At 73.0% G+C, this 16,338-nt stretch carries 15 protein-coding genes; 13 read left to right on the top strand and 2 right to left on the bottom strand.

Annotated elements, in window-relative coordinates:
• A partial coding sequence (locus ACFVYR_RS05965; RefSeq protein WP_389611340.1) for a cobalt-precorrin-5B (C(1))-methyltransferase occupies positions 1 to 986 on the top strand: 986 nt, incomplete at its 5' end.
• Between the two features lie 111 nt (positions 987 to 1,097).
• Here ACFVYR_RS05965 and cobM read toward each other — a convergent pair.
• Entirely contained in the window at positions 1,098 to 1,847 is a 750-nt protein-coding gene (gene cobM, locus ACFVYR_RS05960; protein ID WP_384261138.1) for a precorrin-4 C(11)-methyltransferase, read from the bottom strand.
• Positions 1,844 to 3,094, bottom strand: coding sequence for a precorrin-6y C5,15-methyltransferase (decarboxylating) subunit CbiE (gene cbiE, locus ACFVYR_RS05955; RefSeq protein WP_384261135.1), 1,251 nt, complete (start codon positions 3,092 to 3,094; stop codon positions 1,844 to 1,846). Before cbiE ends, cobM begins: the two co-directional genes overlap by 4 nt.
• Positions 3,095 to 3,244: 150 nt before the next feature.
• Between cbiE and tsaD the strand changes: the two genes are divergently transcribed.
• From tsaD to ACFVYR_RS05895, 12 genes are all read left to right on the top strand, one after another.
• Positions 3,245 to 4,327 carry a tRNA (adenosine(37)-N6)-threonylcarbamoyltransferase complex transferase subunit TsaD gene (gene tsaD / locus ACFVYR_RS05950; RefSeq protein ID WP_384261133.1) on the top strand — a complete coding sequence of 361 codons (1,083 nt, stop codon included), beginning with the start codon at positions 3,245 to 3,247 and terminating at the stop codon, positions 4,325 to 4,327.
• Positions 4,324 to 4,947, top strand: a complete 624-nt coding sequence (locus tag ACFVYR_RS05945) for a GNAT family N-acetyltransferase (protein WP_384261130.1) — start codon at positions 4,324 to 4,326, stop codon at positions 4,945 to 4,947. Before tsaD ends, ACFVYR_RS05945 begins: the two co-directional genes overlap by 4 nt.
• Positions 4,948 to 5,160: 213 nt before the next feature.
• Complete coding sequence (locus ACFVYR_RS05940; RefSeq protein ID WP_384261128.1) at positions 5,161 to 7,476, top strand: MMPL family transporter; 2,316 nt, start codon at positions 5,161 to 5,163, stop codon at positions 7,474 to 7,476.
• Positions 7,477 to 7,482: 6 nt separating this feature from the next.
• On the top strand, positions 7,483 to 8,856 hold the full coding sequence (locus ACFVYR_RS05935) for a sensor histidine kinase (protein WP_384261126.1): 1,374 nt from the start codon (positions 7,483 to 7,485) through the stop codon (positions 8,854 to 8,856).
• Positions 8,853 to 9,545 carry a response regulator gene (locus ACFVYR_RS05930; protein ID WP_384261123.1) on the top strand — a complete coding sequence of 231 codons (693 nt, stop codon included), beginning with the start codon at positions 8,853 to 8,855 and terminating at the stop codon, positions 9,543 to 9,545. Before ACFVYR_RS05935 ends, ACFVYR_RS05930 begins: the two co-directional genes overlap by 4 nt.
• Before the next feature lie 134 nt (positions 9,546 to 9,679).
• On the top strand, positions 9,680 to 11,149 hold the full coding sequence (locus tag ACFVYR_RS05925; protein WP_384261120.1) for an MFS transporter: 1,470 nt from the start codon (positions 9,680 to 9,682) through the stop codon (positions 11,147 to 11,149).
• Entirely contained in the window at positions 11,146 to 12,369 is a 1,224-nt protein-coding gene (locus tag ACFVYR_RS05920; protein ID WP_384261117.1) for an FAD-dependent monooxygenase, read from the top strand. The genes ACFVYR_RS05925 and ACFVYR_RS05920 overlap by 4 nt, the downstream gene beginning before the upstream one ends.
• Before the next feature lie 94 nt (positions 12,370 to 12,463).
• On the top strand, positions 12,464 to 12,856 hold the full coding sequence (locus tag ACFVYR_RS05915; protein ID WP_055700564.1) for a cell division protein SepF: 393 nt from the start codon (positions 12,464 to 12,466) through the stop codon (positions 12,854 to 12,856).
• A 143-nt stretch (positions 12,857 to 12,999) separates the two neighbouring features.
• Positions 13,000 to 14,256 (top strand): ATP-binding protein, encoded by a 1,257-nt coding sequence (locus tag ACFVYR_RS05910; protein ID WP_384261114.1) that lies wholly within the window; start codon positions 13,000 to 13,002, stop codon positions 14,254 to 14,256.
• Positions 14,240 to 14,584 (top strand): nucleotide pyrophosphohydrolase, encoded by a 345-nt coding sequence (locus tag ACFVYR_RS05905; protein ID WP_384261111.1) that lies wholly within the window; start codon positions 14,240 to 14,242, stop codon positions 14,582 to 14,584. The genes ACFVYR_RS05910 and ACFVYR_RS05905 overlap by 17 nt, the downstream gene beginning before the upstream one ends.
• 193 nt (positions 14,585 to 14,777) lie before the next feature.
• Positions 14,778 to 15,251, top strand: coding sequence for a DUF6099 family protein (locus tag ACFVYR_RS05900; RefSeq protein WP_384261108.1), 474 nt, complete (start codon positions 14,778 to 14,780; stop codon positions 15,249 to 15,251).
• 120 nt (positions 15,252 to 15,371) lie between these two features.
• Positions 15,372 to 16,295, top strand: coding sequence for an LLM class F420-dependent oxidoreductase (locus ACFVYR_RS05895; protein WP_384261106.1), 924 nt, complete (start codon positions 15,372 to 15,374; stop codon positions 16,293 to 16,295).
• The last annotated feature ends 43 nt before the right edge of the window (positions 16,296 to 16,338 follow it).

The raw sequence follows: 16,338 nt of genomic DNA, 5'->3' as shown, positions 1-16,338 counted from the left end.
ACAGGACCATCACGCTGCCCATGGGCCAGACACCGGCCTTCGCGCTCGCCGCCGAGGAGCTCGGCGGCGAGCGCGCGATGGCGGGCGTCGTCAAGGACGCGGGCGACGACCCGGACGTCACGCACGGCGCGCTGGTGCGGTCCACGGTGCGGCGGCTGTCTGCCGGTGCGGGCGTCGTCTTCAGGGCGGGTCCCGGCGTGGGCACCGTCACCCGCCCCGGCCTGCCCCTCGATGTCGGGGAGCCCGCGGTCAACCCCGTGCCGCGGCAGATGATGCGGGACCACGTGGCGCTGGTCGCGGAGCGCGCCGGGGTCGCGCCGGACGTCGAGATCACGATCTCCGTCGACCACGGCGAGGAGATCGCCCGCTCCACCTGGAACCCGCGCCTCGGCATCCTCGGCGGCCTCTCCATCCTCGGGACGACCGGCATCGTCGTGCCCTACTCCTGCTCGGCGTGGATCGACTCGATCCGGCGCGGCGTGGACGTGGCGCGGGCGGCCGGGCGCACGCATGTCGCCGGGTGCACGGGGTCGACGTCGGAGAAGACCGTCGTCGCCGAGTACGGACTGCCGGAGGACGCGCTCCTGGACATGGGTGACTTCGCCGGCGCGGTCCTGAAGTACGTACGCCGTCACCCCGTCGACCGCCTCACCATCTGCGGCGGCTTCGCCAAGCTGTCGAAACTCGCGGCGGGCCACCTCGACCTGCACTCGGCCCGCTCCCAGGTCGACAAGTCCTTCCTCGCGGAGCTCGCCCGCGCGGGCGGGGCGTCCGACGCCCTCGCCACCGAGGTGGCGACCGCCAACACCGGCCTCGCGGCGCTGCAATTGTGCGCGGCGGCCGGGGTGCCACTCGGCGACCTGGTGGCGCTCACGGCAAGGGACGAGGCACTCGCGGTGCTGCGGGGCGCCCCCGTAGCGGTGGACGTCATCTGCATCGACAGGGCGGGAACGGTGGTGGGCCGCAGCGAGGTCCGCGCCCCTTAAGGGGCGCGGAGGCCCAGGGGCGCGGGGAACTGCGCGCCCAGCCGCAGCCCAGCCGCAGCCGAGCCGCAGCCGACGAACAGCCCCCGCCTGCATCCCTGCGGGACGCCCCGCTCAGCACACGTGCCGCTCCCGCCCCGCCGAGTACAGGTGGCTGTCCCGGAACTGGGAGGCGCCCAGCGTCCGCCCCACCATGATGACCGCGGTCCGCACGATCCCCGCCGCCTTCACCTGCTCCGCGATGTCGCCGAGGGCGCCCCGCAGGATCACCTCGTCGGGGCGGCTGGCCAGGGCGACCACGGCGACGGGGCAGTCGGCGCCGTAGTGCGGCAGCAGCTCCTCGACCACGCGGTCGACGTAACCCGCGGCCAGATGCAGGACGAGCAGCGCCCCGCTGCGGCCGAGCGTGGCCAGGTCCTCGCCCTCCGGCATGGCCGTCGCACGCTGGGCGATACGCGTGAGGATGACGGTCTGGCCGACGGTCGGCACCGTCAGCTCCCGCTTCAGCGCGGCCGCCGCCGCGGCGAACGCGGGCACACCCGGCACCACCTCGTACGGGACTCCGGCCGCGTCGAGCCGCCGCATCTGCTCGGCCACCGCGCTGAACACGGACGGGTCGCCCGAGTGCAGCCGCGCCACGTCGAGCCCCTGCTCGTGCGCGTGCACCAGCTTCTCGGTGATCTGGTCCAGGTTGAGCTGGGCGGTGTCGACGAGCTGCGCCCCGTCCGGGCACTCGGCGAGCAGCTCGCGCGGGACCAGGCTGCCCGCGTACAGGCAGACCTGGCAGGCCGCGATCCGCCGCGCGCCGCGGACCGTGATCAGGTCGGCGGCGCCGGGACCCGCGCCGATGAAGTACACGGTCATCGTTCTTGTTCTCCAGACTTGGTGACGGACCATTGGGTGACCGGCATGGCCTGCCGCCACCCGGTGAAGCCGCCCACGGGCACGGCCTGCGCGACCGCGAGCCGCACCAGCTCGCCGCCGTGGCGCCGGTACCACTGGGTGAGCAGCGCCTCGGACTCCAGCGTGACGGTGTTGGCGACGAGCCGCCCGCCGGGCGGCAGCGCGTCCCACCCCGCGTCGAGGAGTCCCGGCGCGGTGAGGCCGCCGCCGATGAACACGGCGTCCGGCGTGGGCAGTCCGGCGAGCGCGGCGGGCGCGGCGCCGGTGACGACGCGCAGCGCGGGCACGCCGAGCCGCTCGGCGTTGCGGGTGATCCGCTGCGCGCGCACGGGGTTCTTCTCGACGGTGACGGCACGGCACGACGGGTGCGTGCGCAGCCACTCCACGGCGATCGACCCCGAGCCGCCGCCCACGTCCCAGAGCAGTTCCCCGGGGGCGGGCGCGAGCGCGGCGAGCGTGGCGGCGCGGACGTAACGCTTGGTGAGCTGCCCGTCGTTGTCGTACGCGGCGTCGGGCAGCCCCGGCACGGCGCCGAGGCGCAGCGCGCCGGGGGAGCGGCGGCACTCGACCGCGACGACGTTCAGGGCGTCACTGGGCGCGTGCGACCAGCTGTCGGCGACCCCCTCGTATGCCGTCTCGCCCGCCCCGCCGAGCTGTTCGAGTACGCGCAGTCGGCTCGGTCCGAAGCCGCGCTCCCTCAGCAGCGCGGCGACCTCGCCGGGCGTGGCCGCGTTCGCGCTGAGCACGAGGAGGCGGCGCCCGTCGTGCAGCGCGGCGGCGAGCCGCGCGGCCGGGCGGCCGACGAGCGTGACGACCTCGGTGTCCTCCACCGGCCAGCCGAGGCGCGCGCACGCGAGGGAGACGGCGGACGGGTGCGGGAGGACGCGCAGCGCGGCGGCGCCGACCTCCTCGGTCAGGGCGCGCCCGATGCCGTAGAACATCGGGTCGCCGCTGGCGAGGACGGCGACGCGGCGCCCGGCGTGCGCGGCGAGGAGCGCGGGCACCGCGGGCCGCAGCGGCGAGGGCCAGGCGACGCGCTCGCCCGCGCAGCGGTCGGCGGGGAGCAGGTCCAGCTGGCGCGCGCCGCCGATCAGCACCTCGGCGTCGGACAGCGCCGCGCGCGAGGCCGCCGGGAGCCCGTCCCAGCCGTCGGCCCCGATTCCGACGACGGTGAGGTCCGGTATGCCTGCGGGGGGTGCGGGGGTCATCGCTGGTACCTGACCTCGGGGTTCGGGGAGAAAGCTGCGCAGCGCACTCTACTGGTGACCCGGCGGCGTACCCTTATTGCGAACTACTTGCAATAAGCCGTGCGACCGGTCGTTCCGCGCGGCTCCCTGGGCAGAAAGGCGACCTTCGCGATGGGCTCTCCGGTGGTGCTCGGCATCGAGTCGTCCTGCGACGAGACGGGCGCGGGCCTCGTCCGCGAGGGGCGGCTGCTCGGCCACGCGGTCGCGTCGAGCATGGACGAGCACGCCCGGTACGGGGGAGTCGTCCCGGAGATCGCCGCCCGCGCCCACGTCCACGCGCTCACCCCGGTGATCCGCCGGGCACTGGACGATGCGGGCCTGCGGATGTCCGACATCGGCGCCGTCGCCGTGACCACGGGCCCCGGCCTCTCCGGCGCCCTCCAGGTCGGACTCGCCGGTGCGAAGAGCCTTGCGTACGCCCTGGACGTCCCGCTGCACGGCGTGCACCACCTCGCCGGGCACGTCGCCGCCGACACCCTGGAGCACGGCCCGCTGCCCGACCCCTGCATGGTCCTGATCGTCTCCGGCGGCCACACCTCGCTCCTTCTCGTACGCGACCTGGCGCGCGACCCGCTCGTCCACCTCGGGGACACCCTCGACGACGCCGCGGGGGAGTGCTTCGACAAGGTCGCGCGGGTCTTCGGGCTGCCGTACCCGGGTGGGCCCGCCATCGACCGGGCGGCGCGGGAGGGCGACCCGGCCGCCGTGTCCTTCCCGCGCCCGCTGACCGGGCCGCGCGACACCCCCTACGCCTTCTCCTTCTCGGGGCTGAAGACGGCCGCCGCACGCTGGGCCGAGGGTCATGCCGGGCGGCCCCTGCCGGTCGCCGACGGCGCGGCATCGCTCCAGGAGGCCGTGGCCGACGTGCTCACCCGCAAGGCGGTCGCGGCCTGCCGCGAACACGGCGTCGGCACGCTGGTGGTGGTCGGCGGCGTCGCCGCCAACTCCCGGGTGCGCGCCCTCGCCGAGGAGCGCTGCCGGGCCGCCGGGGTCACGCTGCGGGTCCCGCCGCCGCGCCTGTGCACCGACAACGGCGCGATGATCGCGGCGGTCGGCGACCTGCTGGTGAGGGCGGGCGCGGAGCCCGCGCCCCTGGACGTCTCCATCGACCCGTCGGCACCGCTGGAGTTCGCTTCGCTGAACCCGGCCGGGACCGCCGCAGTGGTGGGAGCGGTCGGGCGGGTCGCCGCGTGACCGGCGCCTCGTACGACGTCCACCGGCTGACCGGCGCCGGACTCCTCGCGTACGCGCGGGGCGTGCGCTCCGTCTACGCCGAGGCGTTCGGCGCACCGCCCTGGAACGAGGACCCGGCCGAGGCCGACCGCTACCTCGAACGCCTCGCGGCCGACATCGGGCGCCCCGGCTTCACGGGAGCGGTCGCGCTCGGCGGCCCGCCGGACACGCCGCGGCGCGTCCTCGGCTTCGCGTCCGCGTGGACGACGCAGTACCCGCTGCCCGACACGCGCTCCTACCCGCTCGTCACCGCCGCCCTCGGTGACCGGCGCACCGAGGAGTGGCTCGCCGGAGCGTTGCAGGTCGACGAACTCGCGGTGCTGCCCGCAGCGCACGGCCTCGGCGTGGGCCGTGCGCTGCTCGCGGCGGTGACCGGTGAGGCGCCGGACGGCCGCTGCTGGCTGCTGACCTCGCCGCGGGCCGCCGACGCCGTGCGCTTCTACCGGCGGGCGGGCTGGCACCAGATCACCCGCCCCGCGCAGGAGGGCCCGGGCAGGGTGGTCTTCCTGGGTCCGGACCATCCCGCGGGACTGGTGGCCGGGGCGGAAGGGGCGGAGAGGGCGGAAGGAGCGGGCCGGTAGGGGCTGGTAGCGCGCACGCGCCGTCCAGTCGCGCACACCCCCCCTAGTGCCGACGCACCAGAACCCGTGCGCGGCTGGTCCGGGCGCACCAGGGCAGGACGGCGGCTGGGGACGATGCCCGGCGGGACGCCGGAGGGAAGTGTGGGAGGCGCGGAATTCCCGCGTACTTCCCCCGCATTTCCCTTGCCTAGCGGTGTCTGGAGTGATCAACAGGTGGCGACAACCCTTTACCGGATCGGACGGTGGGCCTTCCGCAGGCGCAGGCTCGTGGGCGGCCTCTGGCTGGGGGCCCTGCTGCTCGCCGTCGCAGCCGCAGCCATGGCGCCGGCCGGCGAGGAGGAGGACCTCTCCATGCCCGGCACCGAGTCGCAGAAGGCGTTCGACCTGCTGGACGAGCGTTTCCCGCAGACCAACAGCCAGGGCGCCGAGGCCCGTCTGGTGTTCCGGGCGCCGGACGGGCAGCGGGTGACGGCCAGGGAGAACCGGGCGGCCGTCGAGGACACGCTCGGCTCGCTGGACGGAGGAGACCAGGTCGCGTCGGCCACCGACCCCTACAAGAGCGGCGCGGTCAGCGAGGACGGCACCATCGCCTACTCCACGATCACCTACACCGCGGACGCAGCCGACCTGTCCGGACCGACGAAGAGCGCCCTGGAGGACGCCGCCGACCGGGCCAGGGACGCGGGCCTTACCGTGGAGACCGGCGGCTCCGCCCTGGACGCGGAGGAGGGGCCCGGCGGTACGACGGAGATCGTCGGCGTGGCGGTGGCGGCGGTGGTCCTCGTCGTCGCCCTCGGCTCGCTGGTCGCGGCCGGGCTGTCGCTGCTGACCGCGTTCGTGGGCGTGGCCATCGCCTTCGGTCTGGTCTCCGCGCTGGCCGTACCCCTGGGCCTGACGTCCACCGTCGTCATCCTGGTCCTGATGCTGGGACTCGCGGTCGGCATCGACTACGCGCTCTTCATCACCTCCCGCTTCCGTGCCGAACGCGCCCGGGGCATCGACCCCGAGGAGGCCGCGGGCCGGGCGGTGGGCACGGCCGGATCCGCCGTCGTCTTCGCAGGCGCCACCGTCTTCATCGCCCTGGTCGGCCTCGGGGTCGTCGGCATCCCCGAACTCACCAGGATGGGCATGGGCGGCGCGGGCGCCGTCGCCCTCGCCGTACTCGTCGCACTGACCCTGGTCCCCGCGCTGTTCGGCTTCTTCGGCCGACGAGTCCTGTCCCGCACCGCCCGCAGGGCCGCCGCCCGGCCGGGAAGCGAACACCCGCACGCGACACCGGCCGCGGCCGGAAAGCCGTGGCCCGGCAACCCCGGACCCGGCAACCCCGGGCCCGGCAACCCCGGGCTCGGCACCCGCTGGGCGCGGTTCGTGCTGCGCCGCCCCGTGGCCGTACTGCTGGTCGCCGGACTCGGTCTCGGCGCCCTCGCCCTACCGGCGCTGAGCCTCGAACTCGGGCTGCCCGGAGACGAGTCCAAGTCGGTCCAGACCACCCAGCGCCGCGCCTACGACCTGCTGTCGGAAGGCTTCGGCCCCGGCTTCAACGGGCCGCTGACCGTGGTCGTGGACACCTCGTCGGCGACGGCGTCCGGGGAGACCCGGGCCACCACGGACCGGGTCGTCGAGACCGTACGAGGAGTGGACGGCGTCGCGTCGGTCGGTGAGCCGGTGCTCAACCGGACCGAGGACACGGCCGTCCTCACCGCCGTCCCGCGCACCGCGCCGAACAGCGGCGAGACCAAGGAACTGGTGCACGCGATCAGGGACGCGGTCTCCGGCGTCGAGGCCCGCACGGGCGCGGGCATCCTGGTGACCGGCACCACCGCGATGAACATCGACATCTCCGAAGCCATGTCCGACGCACTCATCCCCTACCTGACCGTGGTCATCGGCCTCGCCGTGCTCCTGCTGGCGGTCGTCTTCCGCTCGGTCCTCGTACCGGTCAAGGCCGCGCTCGGCTTCCTGCTGTCGGTCGGCGCCGCCTTCGGCGTGCTCGTCGCCGTCTTCCAGTGGGGCTGGGCGGCGGACCTGATCGGCATCGAGCAGACCGGCCCTGTCATGTCGCTGATGCCGATCCTCATCATCGGCATAGTGTTCGGCCTCGCCATGGACTACGAGGTCTTCCTCCTCAGCCGCATGCGGGAGGCCTACGCCCACGGCGCGTCACCCGGCGAGGCCGTCGTCGACGGGTTCCGGTACAGCGGGCGGGTGGTGGCCGCGGCGGCGATCATCATGATCAGCGTGTTCGCCGGATTCATCGGCATGAGCAACCCGACCATCCAGACGATGGGCGTCGGCCTGTCCGCCGCCGTCGCCTTCGACGCCTTCGTGGTCCGGATGGCGATCGTGCCCGCGGTCATGGCACTGCTCGGCCGCAGGGCCTGGTGGCTGCCCCGTATTCTGGACCGCGTGCTGCCGAACGTGGACATCGAGGGTGAGGCACTGAGCGGGCGAGGACCGGGCGGGCGAGCCCCAAGCCCCGCGGCCGGGCCGGACGCGGCGGCGCCGCGGCTCCCCGTCGGCCGGGACTGAGCGGCCATGACGGACAGGAGCGGCGGTGGACCGCGCGCCCGCGGCGCGCGGTGGCGGGAGGGCGTGGTCACGGCGACGGCGTTCGCGCTCTGCCTGCTCGGCGGCGTCGTCGAGGAAGACGGCGACACACTGTCGCCGCCGTCTTTCACCGCCTACTTCATCGCCGTCGTGTCCAGCGCCGTGCTGCCGGTGCGGCGCCGTGCGCCCCTGGCCGCCATGGCGGTCACGACCGCGTGCGGCGTCCTCGCACCGGTCCTCGGCCTCCTGCTGAGCCCGCTCATCGTGGCCCCCGCCGTGATCGCCGCCTACTCCTTCTCGCTCACCGCTCGGTCCGAACGGCGGGCGGTGGGCGCGGTGTTGCTCATCTCCGCGGCGCTCCTCGTCGCCTCCAGCCCGTTGTTCGGCGCCCTCTCGTGGAAGGACGCGAGCAGGGTGGGGGCAGTGGCGGCGTTCCCGCTGGTGGCCGGGGTACTCGGACACTCGGTGCGGAACCGGCGGGCCTACCTGGCGGCCGTGGAGGAGCGGGCCCGGCGGGCCGAGGAGAGCCGGGAGAGCGAGGCGCGCCGCAGAGTGGACGAGGAACGAGTGCGCATCGCGCGGGAGTTGCACGATCTCGTGGCCCATCAGATCACCCTGGCCAACGCGCAGGCCACGGTCGCCGCCCACCTCTTCGACACCCGCCCCGAGCAGACCCGCAAGAGCCTGGCGGAACTCGTCGAGACCACCGGCCACGCGCTCGACGAACTGCGGGCCACGGTCGGCCTGTTGCGCCGGACCGGGGACGCGGCAGCACCCGCCGAACCGGCGCCGGGTCTGTCCCGCCTGCCCACGCTCCTCGAATCCTTCCGCCGCGCGGGTCTTGAGGTGACCGTGCACCAGGAGGGCGCGGCCAGGCCGCTGCCGCCGGGCGCGGATCTCACCGCGTACCGCATCGTCCAGGAGGCCCTGACCAACGTGACCAAGCACGCCGGTACCGGGTGCGCCCGGGTGCGCCTGACCTGGGGTCGCGACCGCGTGACGATCACGGTAGCGGACGACGGAGGGAGTCCCCGTACGCCCCGTACGCCCGGTACGCCTCGTACACCCCGTACGGTGGCGAGCGCGGCGACGTCCGCGGCGGCCGACCGGCAGCCCGGCTACGGCTTGATCGGGATGCGGGAACGGGCCGCGGCGGTGGGTGGACAGCTCTCCGCGGGCAGGCGTCCGGAGGGCGGCTTCGTCGTCTCGGCGCAGCTGCCGGTGCCGCTCGGCAGGGGCGGGGAGCCGAGAGCGGTGGGCGGTCCAACTGGCGCTCTGTGTACGGAGTCTGACGAGGCGACAGGCAACGTGTCGATGGACGACGGGCCGACACGCGACGGAAAGGCCGGGAACGCGCCGTGACCCTACGCGTGCTGCTCGCCGATGATCAGGCCCTGCTCCGCGGCGCCTTCCGGATGCTCCTCGACTCCGCCGACGACATCACCGTGGTCGGCGAGGCCGGCGACGGCAGGGAGGCGGTCCGGCTCACCAGGGAGTTGCGTCCGGACGTGGTGGTCATGGACATCCGCATGCCCGAGGTGGACGGTCTCACCGCCACGGCGGAGATCTGCGCCGACCCGGAACTGCGGGCCAGCCGCATCCTGATCCTCACCACGTACGAGACCGACGAATACGTCGCCCAGGCGCTGCGCGCGGGAGCCGGTGGCTTCATCGGCAAGGGCATCGGCGCCGAGGACCTGCTGGACGCCGTACGGACGATCGCCGACGGCGACACGCTGCTGTCGCCCGCCGCGACCCGCTCCCTGGTCACCCGTTTCCTGGCCACACCGGACGATGCCGCGCCGCACCGCCCCGAACGGCTCGCCGTGCTCACCCCGCGCGAACGCGAGATGGTCGCCCTGGTCGCGACCGGCCTGTCCAACCAGGAGATCGCCGAGCGGATGTTCCTCAGCCCCTTCACCGTACGCGCCCATGTGCAGCGCGCCATGACGAAGCTGGAGGCCCGCGACCGGGCCCAACTCGTCGTCATCGCCTACCGGACGGGCCTGGCCCAGGCCGCGCCCGACGCAGACACAGACCGCCTGCCGTAGCCCGGCGACCCCGTACCTCCATACCTCCGTAGCTCTCCCGTAGGCCCGTAGGCCCTGAATCCGCAGGCCGGTGCGGGGTCTTCCCTTGGCGTGCGCTCACGCCCGCCCATTCCACGACAACGTAAGGGACACCCATGTCCAGAAGCGCGATCTCCCCGGCTGTGGTCCCGCCGGTCCGCATCGGCAGGCTGTCGACAGCCGCGCTCGGCCTCCTGGCGCTCGCCCTCGGCACCCTGCAGTCAGTGGTGGAGCCCGCACTCCCGCTGCTGCAGAGCGAGTTGGGGGTCGGCCCCGCCGAAGGAGCGCTGGTCGGCAACACGTTACTGATCACCGGCGCGGTCATCACGCCCGTCGCGGGCAAGCTCGGCGACCGTTACGGTGGAAAACGCGTGCTGGTCCGGCTGATGGTCGTGGTCTCGGCCGGTGGCCTGGTGGCAAGCCTGGCACCGAACCTGCCGGTGCTGCTGGTCGGGCAGGTGTTGCAGGGCGTCATGGTGGGCGCGCTGCCGCTGTCCTTCATCCTGGTGCGCAAGCACCTGCCGACGGGCGAGTCGCAGGCGGTGATCGGGCTGGTCGTCGCGCTGTTCACGGGCGGCGGCATGGTCGGGACGCTGATGGCGGGGCCGGTCGCCGAACACGTCTCCTGGCACTGGATGTTCGCGCTGCCGACCATCGTGATCAGTGCGACGACGCTGCTCGTGACGCGGCTGCTGCCGCATGATCCGCCGGTTCTGTCGGGCCCGTCGGCCGCGTCGGACGTGTCGGATGTATCGGACGTGTCGGACCACGGGATCGACTGGCCCGGGGTGGTGCTGCTGAGTGCCACGCTGCTCACGTTCATGCTCGGGCTCGTCAAGGTGACGAACGGCGGTCTGCCGCCCTTCGCGGTCGGCGCGCTCGCGGTGGTCGTCGCGGCCCTGGCGACCGGGTGGGTCGTCGTCGAGCGCCGGACCCCTTCGCCGATGGTTGATCTCCGCATGCTGGCGAAGCCCGCCATGTGGCACGCGGGCGTACTCACCTTCGTCATCACCACCGGTTCCGGAATGGTGATCATCCTGCTCCCTCAACTGTTCGCGACATCGGCCGACGGGTACGGCTTCGGCGTCGACACCGCCGACATCGGACTGTTCCTGCTGCCCGGTGCCGTCGCCGGGGCGCTGAGCGATTCGGTCGGCGGGGTCGCGGCGCGGCGCTTCGGCCCGCGGACCGTGGTCATCGCGGGCGCCGTCGTCACCGCGGCCACGATGACCGCCCTGGCGTCGCTGCACGACGCGGCATGGCAGCTCGTCCTCGCGAAGGTGCTGACCGCGTTCGCCGCGGGCGCGGGCACCACGGCGTTGCTCGCCGGCACCTCCACCGCCGTCGGGACGCGGGACATCGGCATCGCCACCGGTCTGCTCGTGGTGACGCGCGTGGTCGGCGTCGCCCTCGGGGCGCAGTTCGGCGGCGCGATCCTCGCCGCCGATACCGACCTCACGACGGGTCAGCCGACCGAATCGGCCTTCGTCACAGGGTTCCTCCTGGCCGCCCTGGTCGCCGCGCTGTCACTCCTCATCATCCGCATCACACGGAAGCAGAGCACGAAGAATGGAGTTCAGGCATGAAGCCCACCGGTCTGTCGACGACGAACGTGCGTACCACCCCACACCGCACAGTCCTGATCTCCGGCGCCAGTATCGCCGGGCCCGCGCTCGCGTACTGGCTGCACCGTGCCGGATTCACGGTCACCGTGGTGGAGAAGTCCCGCGTCCTGCGCGCCGGTGGCTACCCGATCGACATCCGCGGTAGCGCGACAGAGGTGGTGCGGCGGATGGGGATACTGCCGCGGCTGCGGGACGCGCACGTCGAATCGCGTCGCAGCACCTTCCTCGACGCCGACGGCCGCACCGTGGCCTCGGTCCCGCAGCACGTCGTCACCGGTGATGCCGAGGGACAGGACGTGGAGGTGCAGCGGGGGGATCTTGTCGCGATCCTCCACGCGCTGGTCCGTGACGACGTGGAGTTCCTCTTCGACGACTCCATCGCCACCCTCGACCAGCTCGACCAGGGGGGAGAAGGGGTCCACGTGACGTTCCGCGGCGGACGACGGCGTACGTTCGACCTGGTGATCGGCGCCGACGGCATGCACTCGCGTACGCGGGAAACCGTGTTCGGCCCCGAGGCACAGTTCCACCGCTACCTCGGCTTCTGCTTCGCCATCTGCACCCTGCCCAACACCTTCGGGCTCTCCCGCGAGCTCATGATGTGGAACGTCCCGGGGAAAGCCGCGGCCCTCTACGCGGTCGGGGACGACGCCGAAGTACACGCCTTCCTCAACTTCCACCGGCCGCGGCCGCCGTTCGACGTCCTCCGGAACCCCGCCGCCCAACGGGACCTGCTCGCGGAGGTTTTCGCGGGAGCGGGGTGGGAGGTCCCCGCGATGGTCGAGGCCATGCGCGACATGGACGACCTGTTCTTCGACACCGCCGGACAGATCCGCATGCCCCGCTGGTCCAGCGGCCGCGTCGCGCTCGTCGGCGACGCCGCGTACGCGCCCTCGTTCCTCACCGGACAGGGCACGAGCCTCGCGCTGGCCGGTGCCTACGTCCTCGCCAACGCCCTTGCCGCACACCGGGACCACACTGTGGCCTTCACCACCTACGAGCGAGGCCTCCGCGAGTTCGTCACCATGAACCAGGCGCTGGCCGACAACGGCGCGGCAACCCTCTTTCCCACCACCGCACGGGCCCTGGAGCGGCGCAACGCCATGCTGCGCGACCTCACCACCCTTCCCTCCGCGCCCGCCCGACCTGCCCACTCGGCCCTCACGCTGCCCCGCCGCTGAGCCGGCGCCCGTGTCGCTGTTGGGCTGAACGGGTGACTTGGGTTAAGAATTGGCCGGTGCAGAGAACAAGTGCGAGCCAGGACGGGGTGGGCAAGTGAGCAGCAGTCAGCGCCACGACGTCACCGATGAACAGTGGGAGGGGCTCGCCCAGGTCGTACCGCTGCGCAGCCGCAACGAATGGCCTTCGTGGCCGGGGCACCGCGCGCTGCCCGACGCGGAGACCGAGACGCGACGCCGTTTCGTGGTGATGCGGGTGAACGTCTTCGCGGACGCCCGCGAGGTCGCCGAGACCGTCATGGCACAGATCCCGGTCCTGCTCGATTTGACCGGCGCCGAGACGGAAGTCGCCAAGCGCGTACTGGACTTCAGCAGCGGCGTGGTCCTGGGCCTCGGCTGCGGCATGCACCGGGTCGACAAGAACGTCTTCCTCCTCGCGCCGCCCGGCACGGAGGTGCAGGGCCTGGTGGAGGCGGTGGCGCAGCCTTAGAGGCCTTAGAGCCGGACAGGCTCTTAGGGCCTGTGTCATATCCCCGGCTGACGCGGGGGCACTTCCGGGGTAATCCCTCGATCGTAGGAAGGTCGGTTGGGCGTATCGGTTCGCCGGGTACGCCGCCGCCTACCGTCCCGGACATGACGGTGCATTCCCGGGTGTCGGCCGCTCAGTCACCGGCGGGCCAGGGCAGGCCGCAGGTCACCGAGTTGCGCCTGTCCGCTTTCGCCGGGCACCGCGCCACGGTGCTCCCGCTCGGCCCGATGACCCTGCTCACCGGGCCGAGCGGCAGCGGCAAGTCCACTGCCCTCGGCGCGTACGAGGCGCTTGCGCGGCTCGGCGCCGGGGCGGAACTCTCCGACGTCTTCGTGGATCCCGTCGCCTGCGTGCCCGAACGCGCCCGCGCCGACCGTGAGCGACGGCGCGGCTTCCGTATCGGCTGTACGGTCGACGGTCCCGCGGGAGCCGTCCGGCTCGACGTCGCCGTGCAGGCCGAGCCCGAACTCCGCGTCGTCGGCGAGCGGCTGACCCGGGAGGGACTCGTCCTTCTCGAAACAGCGCTGCGCGATCCCGGGCGGCGCGTCGTCCAGGCGGCCTGGCACACCGCGGGCCAGGCACCCGTGACCCGCGCCCCGATGCCGGACGACCGGCTCGGCACGGCGCTCGTGCCGCTGCGCGTGGCAGGGAAGACGGACGGGCAGCGCCTGGTGCTCGCGGCGGCGGAGCAGGTCGTGGTCGCGCTGCGCTCGGCGTTCGCGTGTGATCCGAGGCCCGGCCGCATGCGCGCCCCGGTCCCTGCGGGGCTGGTCGGCGCGGGCCACCTCCTGGGCGGCTGCGACAACCTCGCCGAAGTCCTGCGGCGCACCCGGACGGAGTGCGCGGTGCGGCACGGGATGCTCGTCTCGGCGGTGCGCTCCGGATGTGCGGGGCCGGTCGCCGACGTGTTCGCCGAGGAGACGGAGGACGGTGCGGTACGGGCCGTCATCGACCGGGGCGGCGGGGTGCGTACGCCTCTCGGGCGGCTCGGGGACGGCGAGTTGCGGTACCTGGCCCTGGCGCTGGTCCTGCTCACCGGGCCCGGCGTGCTCGCCGTCGACCCGGTCGTCGAGGTGCCGCAGGCGTACCAGTGCCTCACGATCCTCGCCGACGGCCTGGACCGGCGCCTGGACGCCCGACAGGCACACGCACTCGGCGAACTGGCGGCGCGCATGTGCGCGCGGGGGCACATCCGTCTGGTGGGAGTGGTGGGGAACGCGGCATGGGCCACGTCCTGGGCCACGCCTCGGGCCACCGACGCCTCGGGCACCCCGGGTGTCTCGGGTGGCCCAGACGTCTCGGGTGGCTCAGACGTTTCGGGCGTCTCGGTGGTAGACCTGGAGCGTGACGGAACACCTTGATGTGGCGGTACTGCAGCGCAGGCTTGCCGAGTTCGCGGCGGCCCGCGACTGGGAGCAGTACCACACCCCGAAGAATCTGGCCGCCGCGCTCAGCGTGGAGGCGTCCGAACTCGTCGAGATCTTCCAGTGGTTGACGCCCGAGGAGTCCGCGCGGGTGATGGAGGACCCCGGCACGGCGCCCCGGGTGGCCGACGAAGTGGCGGACGTCCTCGCGTATCTGCTGCAGTTCTGCGAGGTCCTCGGAATCGATGCGCTGGCGGCACTCGCGGCGAAGATCGAGCGGAACGAGCGGCGGTTCCCGGCGCCCGAAGGGCCCCTGAATCCTTGATTCCGATACTCCTGAATCCCTGATTCCGGTACTTTCGTCACTCTCCGGAGTGGATGGCTTGGCCAAACTCGATTGCCTGTCCACAGATTTCCGGCTTCCCCTGGCTTTTCGCCCGGCTGGGTATCACTCTGGGTAGTGGACAGGGGAGTTCGGATAATCGTGCGGCGAATGCGCGCGGGAGGGAGGGCCGGACATGAACGCGATGCGGCTCATCGAGGCGAACCGCCGCGCTCTGGCGCACAGTCAGGAGCCCGCGGACATCGTCGTGGAGGTCTGGCAGTCGCAGGCGTTGGCGCAGGCGATCGGCAGCAGGCTCGCGGTGGCGGGGCCTCCTGAGTTACGAGGTGAGGCGCTGGGCCTGAGCGAGGTCGGGGGAAGAGCCTGCGGAGTGCTGGACGCCCCGCGGCTGGGGACGGAGGACATACGGGCCGCGCGGCTGACGGAGACGGGCGACGCGCACGAGGTCCTGATCGGACTCGGCAGACTCCTCGGGGAAGTGGGCATCGCACTCGTCGGCGTCGCCATGGGAGCCGAGGAGGAGGGGGTGTACTGGCAGTGCATGGAGGCGATCGACGCCGCGGACGAGTCGAGGGACCGGGTCCTCGAAATGCTGCGCAGGCTGGCGGTACGGGAAGGGGGCCTGCCCCAGCCCGACTCGGCGACATGACGGCCACCGCGGCCCTCGCCCTCCGTCATGTTGACGGGTTTTCACCCGACCGGGGCGGGGCGGTGGAGGTACGGCGGGACCGGCGGGGCCGACGGGCGGTCCAGCGTGCAGGATGGAGGCATGGATCTTCGAATCTTCACCGAGCCCCAGCAAGGGGCCACCTACGACACCCTGCTCACCGTCGCCAAAGCCACCGAGGACCTCGGCTTTGACGCCTTCTTCCGCTCGGACCACTACCTCAGCATGGGATCGGGCGACGGTCTGCCGGGGCCCACGGACGCGTGGATCACGCTTGCCGGACTCGCCCGTGAGACCAAGCGGATCAGGCTCGGCACACTGATGACCGCAGGCACCTTCCGACTGCCGGGTGTCCTCGCGATCCAGGTGGCGCAGGTGGACCAGATGTCGGGCGGCCGGGTCGAGCTGGGCCTGGGCGCGGGCTGGTTCGAGGAGGAGCACAGGGCGTACGGCATTCCCTTCCCCAAGGAGAAGTTCGCCCGCCTGGAGGAGCAGCTGCAGATCGTCACCGGCCTGTGGTCGACGGAGACCGGCAAGACCTTCCACCACGACGGCAAGCACTATCAGCTCACCGATTCCCCGGCCCTGCCCAAGCCCGCCCAGGCGAAGGTGCCGGTCCTGATCGGCGGCCACGGCGCGACGCGCACCCCGCGCCTCGCCGCGCAGTACGCGGACGAGTTCAACATCCCCTTCGCCTCGCTGGAGGACAGCGAGCGGCAGTTCGGCCGGGTCCGGGCCGCCGCCGAGCAGGCCGGGCGCAAGGGTGGCGACCTGGTGTACTCCAGCGCGCTGGTGGCCTGCGTGGGCAAGGACGACGCGGAGGTCGCCCGGCGCGCCGCGGCCATCGGCCGTGACGTGGATGAGCTCAAGGCGAACGGCCTGGCGGGCTCGCCCGCCGAGGTGGTCGACAAGATCGGCCGGTACCAGGCGATCGGCGCGAGCCGCATCTACCTGCAATGCCTGGACCTGACCGACCTGGACCACCTGGAGCTCATCTCCTCGCAGGTGCAGTCGCAGTTGTCATAGGGGGGAGAGGGGGAGGGGGGGAGGGCCCCACCACCCCACCACC

It is taken from the genome of Streptomyces sp. NPDC058284, assembly GCF_042881135.1.
GTDB lineage: Bacteria > Actinomycetota > Actinomycetes > Streptomycetales > Streptomycetaceae > Streptomyces.
This window is presented reverse-complemented; position numbering and strand designations above follow the sequence as displayed.